Origin of the sequence: Pseudomonas sp. TH08, assembly GCF_016651275.1 — a bacterium.
In the GTDB taxonomy this organism is placed as follows: Bacteria; Pseudomonadota; Gammaproteobacteria; order Pseudomonadales; family Pseudomonadaceae; genus Aquipseudomonas.
Window position 1 is genome coordinate 376,011 of the sequence record NZ_JAEKEE010000006.1, and the last position, 18,751, is coordinate 394,761.

Below are 18,751 nucleotides of genomic sequence, written 5' to 3' on the forward strand. Positions count from 1 at the left end.
GTGGATACTCCGTATGACTCATGGTGCGCAACCCTGGCTTTTCGAAAGACCCAGCAATTTACAGCCATATTCGACCCTTGAGTCGTAATTCAGAATAATCACGCCACCATCGACACCCTGTTTGTCGCCAATAAACGGATTGAGTGATGTATCCGTCGCGTACTTGCCAACCTTTTGAAAGAACGTGTGATCACCCAGAAACTTCTCATGAATGGTCTGCAACAAAGACTGTTCGTTCTTCAATTGTCTGATATCCCAAGTCGCCGGATCCGTAGCATTTTTATTGTAGAGGTCCTTGAAGTTATCAAACCCGCCTGTGATCAACGCATCGCCAGCCGCTTTACGCCAGTCATAAACCGGCGCCAGGAACCAGCCCACACCAAAGCTGAGGAACGACGCATTGCCGTCTGCGCCCAAACCGGTCAACGGCGCTCGGGAAACCGTCTCAGCCCCGCCGAACCATGACGCGCCTATTCCAAGCTGTTGCTCATACATATTGCTCGCACCAAAAAAGTTGGCTCGATTGTCGATCGTGTTGAGATAGGTCACCAGACGATCGGAGGCGCCTTGGGTGTTGTAGAGATAGTCAAAGGTCGTTTGCGATGTACGGGCAACGTCTTTGTGCATGACATTCCACGCGTCCTGCATGGCAATATATTTGAGCGCCGCGTTGACTGCTGTGCGGCAGCCATCACTTTGAGGGGCCTTGTCACACATGCTGCGCATTTCTGAATCGAGAAATTCGCTGAGCTTTTCCGCCTTCGCGATGGCAGCGTCTTTCTGTTCCTTCGTCGTGCAGGTTTTGCCATTGAGGCAGTTTTCGACTTCTTCGAAGGCCTGGTGAGACAAGTAGTTGTAAAGCGTTCCATTGGCGGCCACCGAAGCGGCGATACCCACATCGCCCCCGGAAGCGGCAGCCCCCAATACCCCCACTATTTGCGAAACGGCCAGTAGATTGGCCTGCGCCTGAATGTATTCAGGGGTTCCTGGAACATAGTTTTCCGGCAAGAGCTTATCGCCTAACAAGCCGACCAGAAACTCGTTGGCGCCACCGGCAATCGCTCCGGTGCCGAAATCCCCGCCCATGGCTTTGGACACCAGACCGCCGAGTCCGGCATGCAGGAGAATTTTCTCCAGACTGCCCTCGGGCAGTTTCAGATCGCCAATTTCCCCAGCGCCCATGGCTGCACCGATGCTGGTCAGCGTTCCAGCCGCAGAGCTGACCAGATTGTCCTTGAAACTGCCTCCGTAAACGACGGTTTTGATCAATGCATCGGCAGTCACTTTGGTCGCCACGGCCTTGAGCCCCTCGGGCGTCAGAGTGATATTGCCGACATCGAACTTCATACCCTGAGTAACACCTGCAGTTGCCGCCGCCACGACGTAACTTTTCAAGGCATCTTCGGACGTAACGTCCTTGAGCACTTTCCCCAAGTTACCGCGGTTGTCGATCGTGCTGACCGTCGCCTTGGTTGCGGCAGTAATGGCAACCCCCTGCAACATCGTGTTCATGCCGGCCATCATCGGTCCGAGAATGGCGGCCATGGCGATCGCAATGATCAGTTGTGAAGCAGGACCCAATCCGGAGTTCTGGTACTTGAAAGACTCGTGAATCTCCTTGACCTGCCGCCAGTCCACATCGCCACGTTCTTCTGCCTGTTTCAGCCAGGCCATCTGTGGATCGGCCTTGACCATGGCATCGATGGACTCGCTGACCGTTTGCTGATTCACCTGCTTTACATCGATTTTCAGGCCATCGACCGCTTTGATAACGATGTCGCCCTTGGCGAACATCTGCGTCTGACGGAACGTTTCGTCGGTATTGCCCTTACCTTTGGAAGAGTTCCAGAACGCGTTATTGTTGGTTTTCGTATGGCTCTCATCGTGCAGATCCTTCACGCCTTCAAAGGCAATCTGCCCACCACTGTCCAACAGGATATCGCCACCGCTGTTGAGTTTCGCGACTTGGAATCGTTGATCGCCACCACTCACCACAGCCAGGTTTCCACCGGTCGTAATCTCACTGCCAACGTTGGTCACCTGCGTGACTTCATCATGCTTCAACTTCTTTTTGCCAAAACTGCCTTTGTCTTTTTTGTCGTACAAAGAGTAGTCCGTGTCTTGTGCGGCAAGCACTTGGATATCGTTCTTCGCCACCAGATAGGCTTCATCGCCAGCCGTGATTCGACTGGAGATCAGCGCCAGATCATTACCTGCCCGGATCGCGACATCACCACCGGCAGTGATCGTGCTGGCAATCTGTTTGACGTGATCCTCCTGAGTCGTGAGTTTTTTTGTTTTTGAATACGAATGACTTTCATCGGCTGCTGAAGCAATCGTCACATCACCCTCTGCAACGAGGGTGAAATTGCGCTTGGCATTCAAGTCACTGCCCACGGCGGCAAAGTCACGGCCGGCGCTCATCAAGATGTCGCGTCCGGCATTGATGCTGGATCCGTACTGCGTGATGGAGCTGCGTTGTTCCTTGCCGCCGCTGTCAACGCTCAGCTGTTGGGCCGAAGCGATGGCGATATCTCGACTGGCCTCGATGCGCGTGTCCCCCCGCTGGACATGGCCCCACCGATGCCAAGCACGTCCCGGCCCGAGAAGATGGTCAGATCATTTGCCGCTTCGATACGTGCAGCGCTATCAACGTAGTCACGTTGCTGGATTTGGCCCTTGTTGTTGGAGACCGTGCTGTTGACCGTGCGCTCGTTGATGACGTCTCCGGTCAAAGTCACCATGGTGACATCGCGTCCGGAAATGACACCACCCGATTTATTGATGATGTCATGGGTGGCTAGCAGCCCGAGCCGATTCCCTGCCTCAATCAAGCCACTGTTAGTCAGGTCTTGCCCGGCACTGGCCGCCAGATTATTGGTAGCGCGCAACGTTCCTGCGTTGGTCAGGTTCTGGCCCGCGATCAGGTCAACATCATTGCCCTGGATCAATGCGCCATTCGGCGCCAGGCGGTTATCGGCGTGGGCCAGATACAGCACCGGCACCAGCACTTTTTCACCATTCACTTCATGCTCTTCGAGCCAGACGATGTCGTGGGTCAGCGCCGCCACTTGCTGTGCCGTCAGGGTCACGCCCATCGACAGGTTGAGCTCGTTTTTGCTGGCGACGGCGTTGTTCATCAGGTACTTGAACATCGCTTCGTCAGAGGTCTGACCGTCGATGAAGCGCTGGCCGGTGCGGGCCACCACAGCTTGTTGCACCAGGCGTTGTTCAAACAGGCCATCGCCCAGACGCTTCGCGCTGTTGTCGGGGTCATAGCCAAGTTTTGCCAGCAGGTAATCGGAACTCATGAACTGCTTGAGATCGGTCAGCGCCGGGTTGGTCTCTATCAGATATTTGTGCGGGTTGGAGCGCACGCTGGTGTCGGGCAAGCCCTGAACACGCGGAACATCGAATGAACCATTGCCACGATTTGGCAGCATCACACCCACCGGCCCGTCACCGGCGACACCACTGACATTGACTTGCACGACCTTGTCGTTGAGATTCAGCGACGGGCGAGCAGCCAATGCCAATTCACGATTTTTTACTGACACCGGGTCGTTGACGTCGAACTGGAAATCGCTGCCCTTCCTGACCGGCATGCCGCCCGCATGCTCCGTTGTTGCGGCAGTGATGGAGCCAATGGTCCAAGACTGCCCCGGGACCATTGCCGGCTCGCTGCCACCCTTGCCACTCAGACGGAACAGACCGTTATCACCGGTCGGCAAGGTGAACCCTGGCAGTGTCAACGGGTTGACTTGTTGTTGCGCGAGATCTGGAGGCAATTGTGGGTTCAGAAAGACCACGGTGGGCTTGGCCGAGTTTTTCACCCCGGTGTCCGCCGTGTCTTTTACCGTGCCGCCGAAGTTGGTGTACGGGTTCAGGTTGCCGTTGTTGATGGTGGTTTTAGCATTGATCTGCACGGCTTGGCCCGCTTGCACAATGGACGAAACGCTGCCACCGCCGTTGGTGAAAATGCGATCATCCTGCTGCTTCGTACCGGCCAGGATCGGTGAAGGCACCGCAACTTCAGGACCAATGCCGAACTTGGTATTGATCTTGTTGAGCAACTGCTTGTTCAGCGCCTGGTAATCCCAATGCATTCCGCCTTTGTCAGGCTCATGCCAGGAGTCGATGTAGTCGTATTGATACTTCGAGTTTCGGTCGGCATACGCCTGTAATTCAGTGCTGACCCAGCTCGATTGTGGTTTGTTTGGAAGTCCGGCAACTTTGTAAACCCGCTTGCGGGTAAAGCTGCCCGACTGCAGACCAAAGTTATCGAAGGTGTCGACGTCGAGCTGGATATTCTTGCCCGCTGAAATCAGCGATGCCGTGTTGGTGAAGGCACCGACATTCCCGGTCAGGTTTCCCGCCACCGAAAGCGACGCTTGCGGGCCCGTGATAGTGGAGGTCGACTCAAAATTTTCATTTACGTAAAAAGTGGTACCGCTGAAAGTGATATCCCCGGAGATAAATTTCTCCTCACCAATCACCCCTTCAGTCTTGTTATTGAAACTATTAGACGACAGCGAAAAATCACCATCGACATTGATCGACGCCGCAAGGTTGTTGACGCTGTTCGCCCGCCCGCCGTACTGCCCGCCAATCGTCAAATTGCCAATGCTGTAGACATCACCGGTCTGGTTGGTGAAGTCATTGACCAGCAGGTTCATGTTGCCGCCGCTGAACACCAGGCCGCGGTTATTGGTGAGACTGGCCGTTCTGATCGTCAGATCCTGAGCCGCACCCAGCGTACCGGTATTGCTCACGCCACCGGCATTGATCGTCATCGTATTGTTGGACGTCAGTCGTCCGCCGACATTGTTCAGCAGGCCACCAATGTTGAATGTGCCCTGCCCGCCACTGCCAATGCTCGAAGCACTGTTCAGGCCCAGTTGCGCAGCATTGAAGGTCATGTCCCCCAGGCTGCTGACCCGACCATTGCCGCCGTAAGTGCCGCCGATCTGGAAGTCCATGCCGCCATCACTGGCGATCAACCCGTCGTTGTTCCAGTTACCGCCACGCACCACCAACTGGTTCGAAGCCAGTAACTGACCGCTCGCGGTCTGCACGAAGTTACCGACGTTGACCGTCAACCGTCCGGCCTGAATCACGCTGCTGTTGGTCCAGCTGTCCGCGTTCAGGGTCAGGCCGCCACGGGTCACCAGTGAGCCGCCGGCGTTCATCACGTTGGCCGTCGAGATGCCGAACTCACCCAACCCGACATGTGTCACCGAACCGCCGGCGTTGAGGAAATTTGGCGCAGCGAGGGTGAAGTCAGTGTTGGCGGTTTCCACCAGACCGTTACGGTTGTCGAACTGGCTGCCGATCTGGAAATCGGTTTTGCCACTGGTGCCGAGCGCGCGCAGTTTGCCGCCCTGGTTGTCGAGATTGGCAGCGCGAATCGCCAAGGTGCTGGCGCTTTCGATCAGGCCGCTGCGGTTGCTCAGATTGCCGTCGGCACCCAGCTCGATGCTGCTGCCGCTGATCTGGCCGTTGTTGTTGCTCATCGAGCCCGCGATGGTTTTCACCACACCCCGGGCATAGATCCCGCCGCCGCTGTTGTCGAGCATGCCGCCACCGGCATTGAGCTGGATGTTTCCGGTGTTGGCGGCAATTCGACCGCCGTCACTGTAAATGCCACCCAGTGCTTGCAAGTCCAGGCGACTGCCTTCGATCTTGCCGCCCTGACCGTTGCGTAACACGCCGTTCAGGCGGGTTTGCAGCAGGCCTTTGAGGCTTGAGAGCACCCCGCCACGGCTGTCGAGGCTGGCGGCGGTGAGGGTCAGGTCGCCGTTCTGGGCGATGATCTTGCCGCCCTGGTTGTCGATGGCGCCAGTGCCCGTGTTCACAGTCAGCGCAGTCATGCTTTGCACCGCGCCTTTGGAGTTGTTCAGTGCGGCGGCGGTGATGGACACGCCGGCATCGCGGCTGGAGAGCAGGCCGTCGGCGTCGTTGCGCAACGTGCCGCCGGCGGTGAGGTCCAGTTGGCCGTTGGCCGAGACGGTACCGCGCTGGCTGTTGTTCAGATCGCCACTGGTGAGCAGGCTCAGCAGGGTCTGGCTGATCAATTGACCGCCCCGGTTATCAATGCTGGCGGAGCGGTTGATCAAGAATCGGCCGGTACTGCCCAGAGCACCATTGGTATTGATCAAGGCACCGAGCAGGTCGAGGGTGACGCTGTCATCGCCAACCAGACTGCCGCGGGTGTTGTTCAGTTGCGTACCGGTGAAATTGAGGGCTTTCGTGGCGCTGATTCTGCCGGAGGTGTTGTCCAGCGTGGCGGCGCGGATATCCAGTGCGTCGCCACTTTCGATCAAACCGCCCGCAGTGTTGCTGATGTTGCCGCCGTTGATCGTCAACGTCTGCTTGCCGCCGCTCGTGACGGTGCCGCCGCTGTTATCCAGACTGGCGGCGGTGATGCTTACCTCGCCGAGACCACCGATGCCACCTTTGCTGTGGTTGAGCAGTGCGCCGCTCAGGTCGATGTTGACGTTGCCGAGCTGGCTGGAGATCGCACCTTCCAAACTGTTGTCGACGGCGCCGCCGTTGACGTTTACGCCCTTCCAGCCGGAGACCAGACCGCCCTGGTTGTTCAGATCGGCCGCCGTAACAGTCAACTGATCGTTGCTGATCAGGTTGCCGCCACGGTTATCGAGGTTGTTGCCGCTGAGGCTGAAGCTGTTGACGCTGGAGATTTCGCCCTGCTGGTTATTCAGGTCACGCAGGGTGGCGATGCTCAGCACGCCTTTGCTGTTGATCACGCCATTCTGGTTATTGAGATCGCGCAGATGGGCAATGCTCAACAGCCCTTTGCTGCTGATCAGGCCGTCCTGATTGTTCAGGTCCTGCGCGGTGGCGCCCAGATCGATCGCGGCAGCGGAAACACCCACCAGTGTGCCGCCCTGATTATTCAGACCGGTGCTGTTGAGGGTCAGTTGTTGCGCGGCGCGGATGCTGCCTTTGTTGGTGTTTTTCAACAGGCCATCGACGCTGACCTCGATATCGCTGTCACTGAGCAATACACCGCCGTCGCTGTTGTCCAGACTCGCGGCGCGAACCTGCAACGCCGCAGCAGCAATGGTGCCTTTGATCGAGGTCAGCGCGTTGTCGAGGGTCAGGGTGAGCTTGTGGTTGCTCAGCAGTTGCCCGCCGCTGTTGTCCAGCGACTTGGCGATCAGTTCAAACGCCTTGTCGCTGGAAATCTCGCCGCCACGGTTGTTCACGTCGGCGAGGTTTTTCAGCAGTAACTGGCCCGGCGCGCTGAGGGTGCCGCCCTGGTTGTTCAGTGCGCCGCCATTCAGATCCACAGTGACCGTGCCGTTGCTGCTGAACAGCTTGCCGCCCTGTTGATCGAGGCCCTGGATATTGGCGATCAGCGAGTTGCCGGCGCCGAGGCTGCCCGTCGCGTTGGTCACTTGGCCGGCGCGGATCTCCAGTTGATCGGCGGCGTAAATGCTCGCCCCATCGTTGTTATTCAGTGCGCCGGTGCTGATGCCCAGTTTGGCCTTGCTGCTGATCACACCTTTTTGCTGGTTATCCAGCGCACTGCTGTTGAGGGTGAGATTGCCGTCGGTCAGCAGGTTGCCGCCCTGGTTGCTGACCGCACCGCGAGTGTCGACGGTGAGCGCTTTGGCGCTGGAGACGGTGCCGGCGTTGTTGTTGAGGCTTTGCGCATTAATCGCCAAAGCGCCTTCGCTGACGACACTGCCCTTTGCGTTGTTCAGATCCGCCGAGAGGTTGATCGCCAGATCTTTCTGGCTGGTCAGACGCCCGCTGTTTTCCAGCGTCTTGCCGGTCAATGTCAGCCCGGTGTCACCGGACAGCAGGCCCTTGTTGCGGTTGATGACGTCGTTGACGGTCAGCGCCAGATTGCCACCGGCGAGCATGTAACCGCTGTCGCTGTTGTCGAGCCAGGCACCGATCAGGCTGACATCGCTCTTGCTCGACAGCTCACCGTTGCGGTTGTCGACACGGTCGACGCTGAGGTTCAGCGCTTTGGTTGAACCGATCAGGCCTTCCTGACGGTTATCCAGAGTGGCGGCGATGATCGTCAGGCCGTTGTCGGCGATGACCACACCGTCCTGGTTATCGAACATTGCGGTGACGCTGAAGTCGACATCGCCACGACCACGTATTTCACCGTGGCTGTTGTCCAGACTGGCACTGCGCGATTCAAGGCCAGCCGAGGCGATCAGACCTTTGACGTTGCTCAGGGCACGGTCGATAACCAGGCTGAGTTTTTCATTGCTCAGCAGTTTGCCGCCGTCGTTGTTCAGACTTTGCGCGTCGACGGCCCAGGCCTTGGCGGCAGAGATTTCGCCGGCGCTGTTGTTGACGTCCTTGAGGTTTTTCAGCAGCAACTGACCCGGCGTATGGATGTTGCCGCGCTGGTTGTTGAGCAGACCGTTGTTCATGTCCAGGGTCAGGTCGCCGTTGCTGAACAGCTCGCCGCCGTCCTGATCCAGCGAAGTGACCGAAGCGTCCAGCTTCTTCTGGCTGCCGATAGTGCCGCCGGAGTTGTCCAGGTGCGCGGTCGTGAGCAACAGCGTGCCGTCGGTGGCGAGGCTGCCGCCCTGCCGATTCTTGAAGTCGCCGGTGGTCAGGGTCGAATCGGCCTTGGCGCTGATGATGCCGTTGTCGCTGTTATCCAGACTGGCACTTTTGAAGGTCAGGCCTTTCTGCGAGGCGATCAGGCCGCCCTGGCTCAGCACGGAACCGGAGGCGGTCAGCGCCATCGCTTCAAGGCTCGACAGTTTGCCCAAGCGGTTATCGAGGCTGCCAGCGGTGAGGGTCATCTGCCCTTCGCTGCTGATCAGGCCTTGCTGGTTGTCCAGGGACTCGTCGAAGGTCAACTGCAGATTCTTCTGGCTGACGATGCGCCCGCCGACGTTGCTCAAGCCGATACCGCTGAGGGTGCTCGCGCCTTTGCTGAAAATCAGGCCGTTGCTGGCGTTGATGATTTGCGCGACTTTCAGGCCCAACGTGGTGTCGGAGAGCACCTTGCCGCCCTCGCTGTTGTCGAGGCGTGCGCCGTTGATGTGCAGGTCCAGTTGGCTGGAGAGTGTGCTGGCGCGGTTGTCGATCTGATCGACGTTGACGGTCAGGGTCTTGAGCGAACCGACCAGACTGTCCTGATGGCTGTTGAGGGTTTTGCCGGTGAGTTTCAGATTGCCTTCGGCGACCAGTTCACCGTGTTGTTGATTGAGGCTGTCGATGTTCGCGTCGATATCGCCCTTGGCGGAGATCCGGCCGCCATCGTTAGTCACGGCTTTGGCTTTGAGGCTCAACACACCGGTCGAAGTCAGCAGGCCGCCATTGCTGTTGTCGAGTGTGTTGCCGTCGAAGCTCAGCGCGGTCTTGCTTTCGAGGCGGCCCTTGTCACGGTTGTCCAGCGTGTCGATCAGCAGTTTCGCCGCCTGATCGGCGCGAATGGTTCCGCCACGGTTGTCGGTGTTGGCGCTGCTGACCGTCAGGGTATCGAGGCTGGAAACCTTGCCGGCGCGGTTGTCCAGACGCGTGGCCTGCACGTCCATGGCGCCGTTGGCCTGAATCAGGCCCTTGTTCTGGTTGTTCAGTTGCTCGCTGATTCGGGTGGTCAGCGTGCCTTCGCTGGTCAACTGGCCCTGCTGGCTGTTGTCGAGCTGCCGGGCTGTTACCGTGAGGTTTTGTTTGGCGCCGATCTTGCCGGTGCGATTGTTGATCGCGCCGAGTGCGTTGATGTCGAGCAAACGGCCAGCGGTCATCAGGCCGGAGACGTTATCCAGCGAGGTGACGGTCAGTATCACGTCGGTCTGGCTGCCGAGTTCACCGTTGCTGTTGATCAGTTGACCGATGTTGGCGGTAAGGCCGGCGTTGCTGTTGATCACGCCTTTATTGTTCAGCACCTGAGCGGCGTTGAGGTTCAGCGTACCGTTGCTCTGCAGTTTGCCGGCGTTGCGGTTGTCCAGCGTGCCGGCGGTGATGACGGCGGTTTGGCCGCTGAGCGTACCGCCCTGGTTAGTCAGGGTTTGCGCGGTGTTGACGGTCAGATGGCGGCTGGCGGTGAGGCTCTTGCCGCTGTTGTCGAGGTTCTGCGCGGTCAGGCTCAGATCACCGTTGGCGTTGCGGCTGCCATCGGCGTTAACGCCGGCTTCGATGGCGCCGGCGTTGGTCAGTTGACCGCCAGCGCTGAGGGTGATGCTGTCGCGGGCGGCGAGGGTCTGGCGGTTGCTCAGGTTGCCCTCGGTTTGTACGTTCAGCGCGGTGCCGGCGTAGACCGGCCCGCGTGCATCGAGACTGGCGGCTTTGACGTTGACTGCGCCGGTGGCCGAGGTGTCGGCCAGGCTCAGTTGACCATTGGCATCGAGCTGAATGTCGCCGCCGCTGGCAATCAGTTTGCCGTCGAGTTTCACCCCGACACCGGCCTCGGTGCCAACCAGTTTGATCGCGCCAGCGTACATGCCACCCAGCGCCGAGGAGTCGATGGCCAGTTGCGGTTTGCCGCTGCCGTCATCGGCGCGGGCGGTGGCATTCAAGGTTTGCGCGTTAACGTCGTTGCGACCGGCGACGATCGTCAGATTCTGCGCCTGAAGCTGTGCGTTGATCTTTGCGCTGCGGGTGATGATTTCGAAGCGATCAACGTTGCTCGCGTTGAGTCCCGCGCCCTCGATGGCGACAGAACCCTGATCAACCTGGAAGCGATCCAGTCGACCGTTGTCGAGCACCGGTTTGCCGGTGCTCAACGTCACCCGTGGCGCGTTGATGAAGCCGCAACCGTTGCAGGTAATGCCATAAGGGTTGGCGACGATCACGCGCGCCGACTGCCCCGCCACTTCGGTGTAACCACGCAACTGGCTCGGGTTGCCGCTGATGACTTCGTTGAGAATCGTCTGCGCCGAACCGCTGTTTTTCAGGTTCGGGTTGTCGATGATGTGCCCGCCCAGTTGGGTGAGATTATTCTGCGTCGAGCCGTTGTTGAGGATCAGCCCCTGCGCGCCGACGTTGTAATCATGAAACTGGTTATGCGACAGCCCGCTGCCATTGGGCGTGGCGATGTTGATGATCGGCACGCCATTGCCGGCGCGATCCAGTGAGGTGTTCGGGTTGGCCACGACAATGCCGTCGGCCTGCGCCCACATCGGTTGCCAGAACATGACGTTCGCCAAGAGAAACGCCAGCCCGCGCTTGGGCATGCCCAGAAAGTGCTCGCGGTTTTTTCGGCAGCAGCAGGCTGACGAGCAAGAAAGGCGTATTGGCGAACGTCCATGTTTAACTCTCAATTGCAACGGCAAAGGGGTCGGGGAAAACGACAGGCAAAGCAATCCCTGCCCGGTAGGAAACAGTCCTGCCGGAAGAGTGAAAGAACCAAGTGGGGATAAATGCGCGCTTTGGTCAGAACGTCCAAAACGGTGCGAAACATTCGCAAGATAGCCTGCGAAAAGTCTGCTCGATCCCTCGAAAACGCACGCTGATATCAATGTGATGGCGCGATGGTAGATTGCCATCATTCTGACGTCAATAAGTCGTAACGCAGCTTTTTCGTCGACCGCTCTAGAACGCGGCTTTGCGTGACAATTCTGCTTTTTTGGCGGAAATGGCGACTCGTTAGTCACACAATACGAAGTTACTGCCGCAGCAAACCACTGAACTTTTTACGACCGGAAACCCTCAACCGGTTAACCCGCCTTAACCGGAACTGAGGCCCATCCCATGAAAACCCTGATCAAACTGACCCTCGCCGCCACCCTCGCCTGCGCCCTGCCCGTCTGGGCCTGTACGCCAGAAGAGGCCACCGCCAAACGTGAACAATTGGCCAAGGAAGTCGCCAAGCTCACCGAGCAGAACCCGACCAAGGCCAAGGAAATCAACGCAGAACTACAGAAGATGGATCTGGGCACCGCCAGTGCGGATTTGCCGGACAAGTGCCAGTTGATTGATCAGCGGTTGAAAGAGCTGGATTCCGCAGAGAAGAAGACCGAGGGCTAACAGCAAAATCAAAAGATCGCAGCCTTCGGCAGGTCCTACATCGCCCTGTAGGACCTGCCGAAGGTTGCGATCTTTCAACCCTGAAAATGCATAAATGCATTTATTTATTTGCACAAACGCATATCCATGACTACGGTTACTTCGAGCAAGGAGATCGGCACCGGCCATCGAAGATGGCAACCGTTGAACACCGATCGCTCAGCAACAGCGCTACATCCACACAAGCTGGACGCTTGTTTTCACTCATGGAGGATTGAAAAAATGTTAACCAATGAAGCAACCCGATTTACTGGCGAAACACTGCCAAGGTGTCTTGTCGGCCATCTGCTCGACGCGCAACTGGTCGAGGTCGAAGCCGCTGAACACGCTAGCGCATTGGCTGCCAGCAGCCTCAACTTCAGCATGCAGCAACAAACTCAGACCAACTGGTGCTGGGCGGCCGTTTCCGCTTCGGTCGGCAACTATTACGGCACAGGGAACTGGACTCAGTGCGGTGTTGCCAGCTCGGAGCTCAACCGCAACTGCTGCAATCAACCGGGGCCGTGCAACGTCTACGGCTATCTGGATACCGCCCTGCGCACCACGCGCAGCTACAACGGCATGAATCAGGGTTCGTTGCAGATGTCGGCCATCCAGAACCAGATCAACATGGGCCGCCCTGTCGGCCTGCGTTGTGCCTGGTATGGCGGCGGCGCGCACTTCCTGACGATCTACGGCACCAACGGCAACTACGTACTGGTGGCGGACTCGATCTACGGCTATTCGACGCGTGCGTTGAATTCGTTCCCCGGTTCGTACAACGGCGGCGGCAACTGGACCAACACCTACTTCACCGCAAAAAACTAGGAGGGCGACATCATGCAACTGACTTATCCAAAGGCGCCTTCCAACGGCGTACAGACCCTGCGTCCTGCGCTGCAAGCCGCACTGCAAACCCAAGGATTTGGTGCCAATCGCCAGTTTGCCAGCGCTGCGCCGGCGAAGATCAGCCTGAGCGAGGCCTATCGCGGTTATTCGCTCAGCCTCGATGACTTGAGCCAAGGCAAAGGTCTGCACGATGCGCGGATCGGCGACTGGCATTACCTGGTGTTTGCCGACGGTGTGACGATTGCCGATGCGCAGTTGGCCGAGGTCCGCGGCCATGTCGAGTTCGCCTCGCTGAACCACGGGACGCACGCCGCCGCAACAGTCGGTGCGCTGAAACTGGCCGAGCAATCGCCGCAATTGCACGGCAAATCCGTGGAACTGCGGGTGTTGTTTGTGTCGGCACTGCACGTTGTGGTGATGTGGCTGCACGCGGACGGTGAAGATGTGCTGATTCCAATCGAGCCGACGCCCAAGGAATTAGGCGGCACCCGGTTGTACAGCGAGGCGGCGCTGCTCGCGCTGTTGAAACCGGCGGCTGACAAAGCCAGGCAGCGCTTTGACGCCGACACCAGCGGGCTACTCGGGAGCTGACAAATCCCGGCCATAAAAAACCCGGACACTGTCCGGGTTTTTTCTGTGTGCCTGAAACGACTTACTCAGCCGCAGGCTCTGCCGGCTTGCGGCGCTTGAGCGGCGCCATGCCGTCGCTGCTCACCAACGAGTCAGGCTTGGGACGGTTGGCGCTCTTGCGCTTGGTCGGCGTCTTGGCGGCGGTTTTCTTCTTGTCGCCCTTGGCGTCGGTCTTTTTCTTCTTCACGCCAACGGCTTTGCCCGAGGCCTTGACCTTTTTCGGTCCGCCGTAGGTGCCTTTGACTTCCTTGATGGTGCGGCGCTCGAAGCTCTGCTTCAGATAGCGCTCGATGCTCGACATCAGGTTCCAGTCGCCGTGGCAGATCAGCGAGATCGCCAGACCGTCATTGCCGGCGCGGCCGGTACGACCGATACGGTGTACGTATTCGTCGCCGCTGCGTGGCATGTCGAAGTTGATCACCAGATCCAGACCATCAACGTCCAGACCACGGGCCGCCACGTCGGTGGCAACCAGAATCTTCACGCCGCCCTGCTTCAGGCGGTCGATCGCCAGCTTGCGATCCTTCTGGTCTTTCTCGCCGTGCAGCACGAACGCCTTGTATTCCTGAGCCACCAGACGGCCGTAGATGCGGTCAGCCATGGCGCGGGTGTTGGTGAAGACGATGGCCTTCTGATAGGTCTCGTTGGCCAGCAGCCAGTTCACAATCTGTTCTTTGTGCTGGTTGTGGTCGGCGGTGATGATCTGCTGACGGGTCGTCGAGTTCAGCTGGCTGACTGCGTTGAGCTGCAAGTGCTCAGGGTTGTTCAGCACCTTGGCGATCATCTCGCGCAGGCCGGAACCACCGGTGGTGGCGGAGAACAGCATGGTCTGTTGACGGTTCGGGCATTCATCGACCAGACGCTGTACGTCTTCGGAGAAACCCATGTCGAGCATGCGGTCAGCTTCGTCGAGCACCAACACTTCGACTTCTTTGAGGTCGAGGTTGCCGGCGTTGAGTTGCTCGATCATCCGGCCCGGCGTACCGATGAGGATGTCCGGCACCTTGCGCAGCATCGCCGCTTGCACCTTGAAGTCTTCACCGCCGGTGATCAGGCCGGACTTGATGAAGGTGAACTGCGCAAAGCGCTCGACTTCCTTCAACGTCTGCTGGGCCAGCTCGCGGGTCGGCAGCAGGATCAGCGTCTTGATGCTGACGCGAACCTTGGCCGGGCCGATCAGGCGATTGAGGATCGGCAGGACGAAAGCGGCGGTTTTGCCGCTACCGGTTTGCGCCGTCACCCGCAGATCACGCCCCTGGAGCGCCAGCGGAATGGCCGCGGCTTGCACAGGCGTTGGCTCGACAAATTTCAGCTCGGCCACAGCTTTAAGCAGGCGTTCGTGCAGGGCGAATTGGGAAAACACGGGTGCTACCTCGAAGATATGCAAAAAAACAGCTGCATAGGTTACCGGTTTCGAGCGCTCAGGCCGAGTTTCTTTATACAAACGGACGTAATCAGTGGCTTTTTTGTTGCTCGATTTGTCTCTTACGGTAATACACAGCGGCTTAAATGCTCTAATCGCCCATCGCGTCTCACAGAAGAATCGTTTCTCTTATGGATTTCAAACAGCTCTGGCTCAACGCCCAGGACCTCTGGGGCACCCTCGAACAACACCCGCTTCTGCAATCCGGCCTGGCGCTGATGTTGCTGTTGGTGATCGCGCTGGTGCTCGGACGAGTGGCGCGATATCTGATCCTGCACGCCAGTCGCATGCTCGGTCGCCAGCCGTCCCTGCACTGGATCAACGACTTTCGCCACAACAAGGTGTTTCAGCGCCTGGCGCAGATGACGCCATCGCTGGTCATCCAGTTCGGCTTGCACCTGGTACCCGAACTGAGCAAAACCGCGATGACGTTCCTTGGCAACGTCGCGCTGTCGTTCACCATTCTGTTCCTGCTGCTGTCGGTCAGCGCCTTGCTCAACGCGCTGCTGGATATCTACGCCCGTACCGAACACGCGCGCACTCGCTCGATCAAGGGCTACGTGCAATTGGCAAAAATGGTCCTGTACGTGTTCGGCGCGATCATCATCGTCGCCACGCTGATCGACCGTTCGCCGCTGTTGCTGCTGTCGGGTCTGGGTGCGATGTCGGCGGTAATTCTGTTGGTCTACAAGGACACCCTGTTGTCGTTCGTCGCCAGCGTGCAACTGACCAGCAACGACATGCTGCGGGTCGGCGACTGGATCGAGATGCCGCAAGTCGGCGCCGACGGTGACGTGGTCGACATCACGTTACACACGGTCAAGGTGCAGAATTTCGACAAGACCATCGTCTCGATCCCGACCTGGCGGCTAATGTCCGAGTCGTTCAGAAACTGGCGCGGCATGCAGCAATCCGGCGGGCGACGGATCAAGCGCAGCCTGTTCATCGACGCCAGCGGCGTGCGCTTCATCCGTGACGATGAAGAGGAAAAGCTGAGCCAGGTGCATCTGCTGAGCGGCTACATGAGCCGCAAGAAAGCCGAGCTCAAGGCGTGGAACGAGGCGCAGGGCAACGTCGCGGCGATGTCGGCCAACCGTCGACGCATGACCAACATCGGCACCTTTCGCGCCTATGCATTGGCCTATCTGAAGAGCCACCCGGAGGTGCAACCGAACATGACCTGCATGGTTCGCCAGATGCAAACCACGGCGCAGGGTATTCCGCTGGAAATCTACTGTTTCACCAGCACCACGGTGTGGGCCGATTACGAGCGGATTCAGGGGGATATTTTTGACTATCTGCTCGCGGTGCTGCCGGAGTTCGGGTTGAGTCTGTATCAACAGCCGAGTGGTGGCGATTTGCGTTCGGGGCTGTTGCCGGCCGTACTCGGCTCAGCCCACATTCCCGAGCCACAAAAACACCTCCTGTAACCCAAAGCCCCAATGTAGGAGCTGCCGAAGGCTGCGATCTTTGATCTTGTTTTTTAGAATCAACGTCAAAAGATCGCAGCCTGCGGCAGCTCCTACATGGGTTATGCGGTGCGTCGGATGCCCAATCGGCTGATCCATACGGCGGCGAGGATGACGCTACCGCCGAGGAACAACCTGCCCAGTTCCTCATGCTGATTCCAGATCAGCAGGTTCAGCAGCAAGCCCACCGGCACATGCAGGTTGTTCATCACCGCCAGCGTGCCGCCGTTGACCATGCATGCGCCTTTGTTCCACCAGTACATCCCCAACGCTGTCGAGACCAGACCGAGGAACAGCAACACGCCCCATTGCAACGGCGCTTCCGGCAGGAAGTTGGCTTTGCCGAACAAAAGGAATGCCGGCAATACCACCGCCAGCGCGCCGAGGTAGAAGAAGCCGAAGCGCCGATAATGCGGCAGATCGCTCGGGTGCTTCGCCACCAGATGTTTGTACATCACCTGGCCTGCGGCGTAGGTGAAGTTGGCCAGTTGCAGCAGCAGGAAACCCATGAAGAAGTCCGGGTTGATGCTGTCAAAACGAATCACCGCTGCACCGCCCACCGCCACCAGCGCGGCGACCAGCGCCCATGGATTGAAGCGCCGGTTGAGCGCGTCTTCGATCAGGGTCACGTGCAACGGCGTGAGGATGGTGAACAGCAACACTTCCGGCACGGTCAGCACGCGGAAGCTCAGGTACAGACAGACGTAGGTCACGCCAAACTGCAAGGCGCCGATCATCAGCATGCCGCGCATGAATGACGGTTCGACCGAGCGCCAGCGGGTCAACGGAATAAACACCAGCCCGGCCAACACCACGCGCACCAGCACGGCGAAGTAACTGTCGACATGACCGGCCAGGTATTCGCCGATCAAGCTGAAGGAAAACGCCTGGATCAGCGTGACAAAAAGTAGATAGCCCATGGTCGCCTCTGTTTCGAATGGCGGCGACGATAGCGGGTTTTGCATTCTGCAACCAACACAAATCCCCGGTAGGAGCTGCCGCAGGCTGAGATCTTTTGATTTTAAAAAACAAGATCAAAAGATCTCAGCCTGCGGCAGCTCCTACAGGGGATTTGTTTGAGGTAGGGGAATCACAGGCAAAAAAAAGCCCGATCTCGCTAAAGCGTTCAATCGGGCTACAGCACTCAGGAGCAACAAGTGCAAAGGGAGGTTCGATGCGCGTGGAACCTTGAAGGGGTTGCGCCAGAGCACTAGACCATCCAGTGATTATCTGGCGATTAACATATCAAGCGACCTGGGCCAGTTTGGCGTTGGCCTGGTTCAAGCCTTTCTCCTGGAAGTCGCCCCCCAGGTTCATGCCTTCAGCGTGGATGAAGGTCACGTCATGGATGCCGATGAAGCCCATGACCTGACGCAGGTACGGTTCCTGATGGTCGGCCGGGCCGCCGGCGTAGATGCCGCCGCGAGCGGTCAGCACGTAGGCACGTTTGCCGCTGAGCAGACCTTGCGGGCCGGTTTCGGTGTATTTGAAGGTCACGCCGGCACGCAGGACGTGGTCGAGCCAGGCTTTCAAAGTGCTCGGGATAGCGAAGTTGTACATCGGCGCGGCCATCACCAGCACATCGGCGGCGAGCAATTCATCGGTCAACTGGTTGGAGCGGTCCAGCGACGATTGTTCGCTGTCGCTGCGCTGTTCGGCGGGTTTCATCCAGCCGCCCAACAGGTTGCTGTCCAGGTGCGGAACCGGGTTCACGGCGAGGTCACGCACGCTGATCTGATCGGCCGGGTGCGCCGCTTTCCACTGGCTGATGAAGGTCTGGGTCAGTTGACGGGATACCGAATCTTGCTGGCGGGCGCTGCTTTCGATGATCAGAACGCGGGACATGGTGTGTAGCCTCCATCCGAGAATGTTGTAGGTCGATGGAGTGAAGGTTAACCAGGGTTGTATCGATGAAAAAGCGCAAATAATTGCTGCAAAGCATCGAATAATTCGTTTAGATGCACCCAGAGCATGTGAGAGCGAGCCTGCTCGCGAAAGCGGTGTGTCAGTCAAGGAATGTGTCGACTGACACTACGTCTTCGCGAGCAGGCTCGTTCCCACAGGTAAATACAGTGTTATTTCGGGGTGCAGCTCAGTTCGATGCGCAGCTTGATGATGGAGCGGGAAAACTTGGCCGTGGCGTTTTTATGCTTACCGGCCGGCACCTCGATACTGCGGGTGCGTGGCGCTTCCGGGCCATTGCTGAACACCGCTTTGCAGAGTGCATCGACATCACCGTAGTTGACGACTTTGATGGAGCCGATGTCGTTATCGGTATCGTAGGTTTCGTAGTCGATCTTCATGCCATTGAGGTTTTTCTGCACGTCGATCGGATATGCAAAAGCGGTCAGCGGAAGCAGCGCCAGCAGCACACAACAGAATTTTTTCATTC

10 protein-coding genes are annotated in these 18,751 nt (G+C 58.3%); 4 read left to right on the forward strand and 6 right to left on the reverse strand.

Features of this window, described 5'->3' with window-relative positions; genetic code table 11:
- Positions 1-18: 18 nt before the first annotated feature.
- Together JFT91_RS30040 and JFT91_RS28020 are read right to left on the reverse strand one after the other, a co-directional pair.
- A complete protein-coding gene (locus tag JFT91_RS30040) occupies positions 19-2,550 on the reverse strand; it encodes a DUF637 domain-containing protein (RefSeq protein ID WP_518524904.1) in 2,532 nt (843 codons plus the stop codon).
- Complete coding sequence (locus JFT91_RS28020; protein ID WP_347340655.1) at positions 2,505-11,177, reverse strand: two-partner secretion domain-containing protein; 8,673 nt, start codon at positions 11,175-11,177, stop codon at positions 2,505-2,507. Before JFT91_RS28020 ends, JFT91_RS30040 begins: the two co-directional genes overlap by 46 nt.
- Positions 11,178-11,694: 517 nt before the next feature.
- Between JFT91_RS28020 and JFT91_RS28025 the strand changes: the two genes are divergently transcribed.
- The 3 genes from JFT91_RS28025 (at position 11,695) to JFT91_RS28035 (ending at position 13,428) form a co-directional block, all read left to right on the forward strand.
- The gene (locus JFT91_RS28025) at positions 11,695-11,970 is read left to right on the forward strand and encodes a hypothetical protein (protein WP_201227525.1); all 276 of its coding nucleotides are present in this window, start codon (positions 11,695-11,697) and stop codon (positions 11,968-11,970) included.
- A 261-nt stretch (positions 11,971-12,231) separates the two neighbouring features.
- Complete coding sequence (locus JFT91_RS28030) at positions 12,232-12,816, forward strand: C39 family peptidase (protein ID WP_201234488.1); 585 nt, start codon at positions 12,232-12,234, stop codon at positions 12,814-12,816.
- A gap of 12 nt (positions 12,817-12,828) precedes the next feature.
- Positions 12,829-13,428 carry a hypothetical protein gene (locus tag JFT91_RS28035; RefSeq protein ID WP_201234489.1) on the forward strand — a complete coding sequence of 200 codons (600 nt, stop codon included), beginning with the start codon at positions 12,829-12,831 and terminating at the stop codon, positions 13,426-13,428.
- A 61-nt stretch (positions 13,429-13,489) separates the two neighbouring features.
- On the opposite strand, the gene JFT91_RS28040 is transcribed toward JFT91_RS28035, so the two are convergent.
- Positions 13,490-14,830: a DEAD/DEAH box helicase gene (locus JFT91_RS28040; protein WP_201234490.1), complete on the reverse strand. Its 1,341-nt coding sequence runs from the start codon at positions 14,828-14,830 to the stop codon at positions 13,490-13,492.
- A 191-nt stretch (positions 14,831-15,021) separates the two neighbouring features.
- On the opposite strand from JFT91_RS28040, the gene JFT91_RS28045 reads away from it, so the two are divergent.
- Positions 15,022-16,320, forward strand: a complete 1,299-nt coding sequence (locus JFT91_RS28045) for a mechanosensitive ion channel family protein (RefSeq protein WP_201227528.1) — start codon at positions 15,022-15,024, stop codon at positions 16,318-16,320.
- A 101-nt stretch (positions 16,321-16,421) separates the two neighbouring features.
- Here JFT91_RS28045 and JFT91_RS28050 read toward each other — a convergent pair whose 3' ends face one another.
- The 3 genes from JFT91_RS28050 to JFT91_RS28060 all read right to left on the reverse strand — a co-directional run bounded on the left by JFT91_RS28050 (position 16,422) and on the right by JFT91_RS28060 (position 18,749).
- A complete protein-coding gene (locus JFT91_RS28050) occupies positions 16,422-17,279 on the reverse strand; it encodes a carboxylate/amino acid/amine transporter (protein ID WP_201234491.1) in 858 nt (285 codons plus the stop codon).
- A gap of 325 nt (positions 17,280-17,604) precedes the next feature.
- Positions 17,605-18,204, reverse strand: coding sequence for an FMN-dependent NADH-azoreductase (locus tag JFT91_RS28055; protein WP_201234492.1), 600 nt, complete (start codon positions 18,202-18,204; stop codon positions 17,605-17,607).
- 230 nt (positions 18,205-18,434) lie between these two features.
- Positions 18,435-18,749, reverse strand: coding sequence for a 3-phosphoglycerate kinase (locus JFT91_RS28060; protein WP_201146977.1), 315 nt, complete (start codon positions 18,747-18,749; stop codon positions 18,435-18,437).
- Positions 18,750-18,751: the final 2 nt, after the last annotated feature.

What these genes read in the sequence shown, in the direction of transcription:
- JFT91_RS28020 (WP_347340655.1), bottom strand. Translation starts at nt 11,177, where the DNA reads ATGCCCAAGCGCGGGCTGGCGTTTCTCTTGGCGAACGTCATGTTCTGG.
- JFT91_RS28025 (WP_201227525.1), top strand. Translation starts at nt 11,695, where the DNA reads ATGAAAACCCTGATCAAACTGACCCTCGCCGCCACCCTCGCCTGCGCC.
- JFT91_RS28030 (WP_201234488.1), top strand. Translation starts at nt 12,232, where the DNA reads ATGTTAACCAATGAAGCAACCCGATTTACTGGCGAAACACTGCCAAGG.
- JFT91_RS28035 (WP_201234489.1), top strand. Translation starts at nt 12,829, where the DNA reads ATGCAACTGACTTATCCAAAGGCGCCTTCCAACGGCGTACAGACCCTG.
- JFT91_RS28045 (WP_201227528.1), top strand. Translation starts at nt 15,022, where the DNA reads ATGGATTTCAAACAGCTCTGGCTCAACGCCCAGGACCTCTGGGGCACC.
- JFT91_RS28050 (WP_201234491.1), bottom strand. Translation starts at nt 17,279, where the DNA reads ATGGGCTATCTACTTTTTGTCACGCTGATCCAGGCGTTTTCCTTCAGC.
- JFT91_RS28055 (WP_201234492.1), bottom strand. Translation starts at nt 18,204, where the DNA reads ATGTCCCGCGTTCTGATCATCGAAAGCAGCGCCCGCCAGCAAGATTCG.
- JFT91_RS28060 (WP_201146977.1), bottom strand. Translation starts at nt 18,749, where the DNA reads ATGAAAAAATTCTGTTGTGTGCTGCTGGCGCTGCTTCCGCTGACCGCT.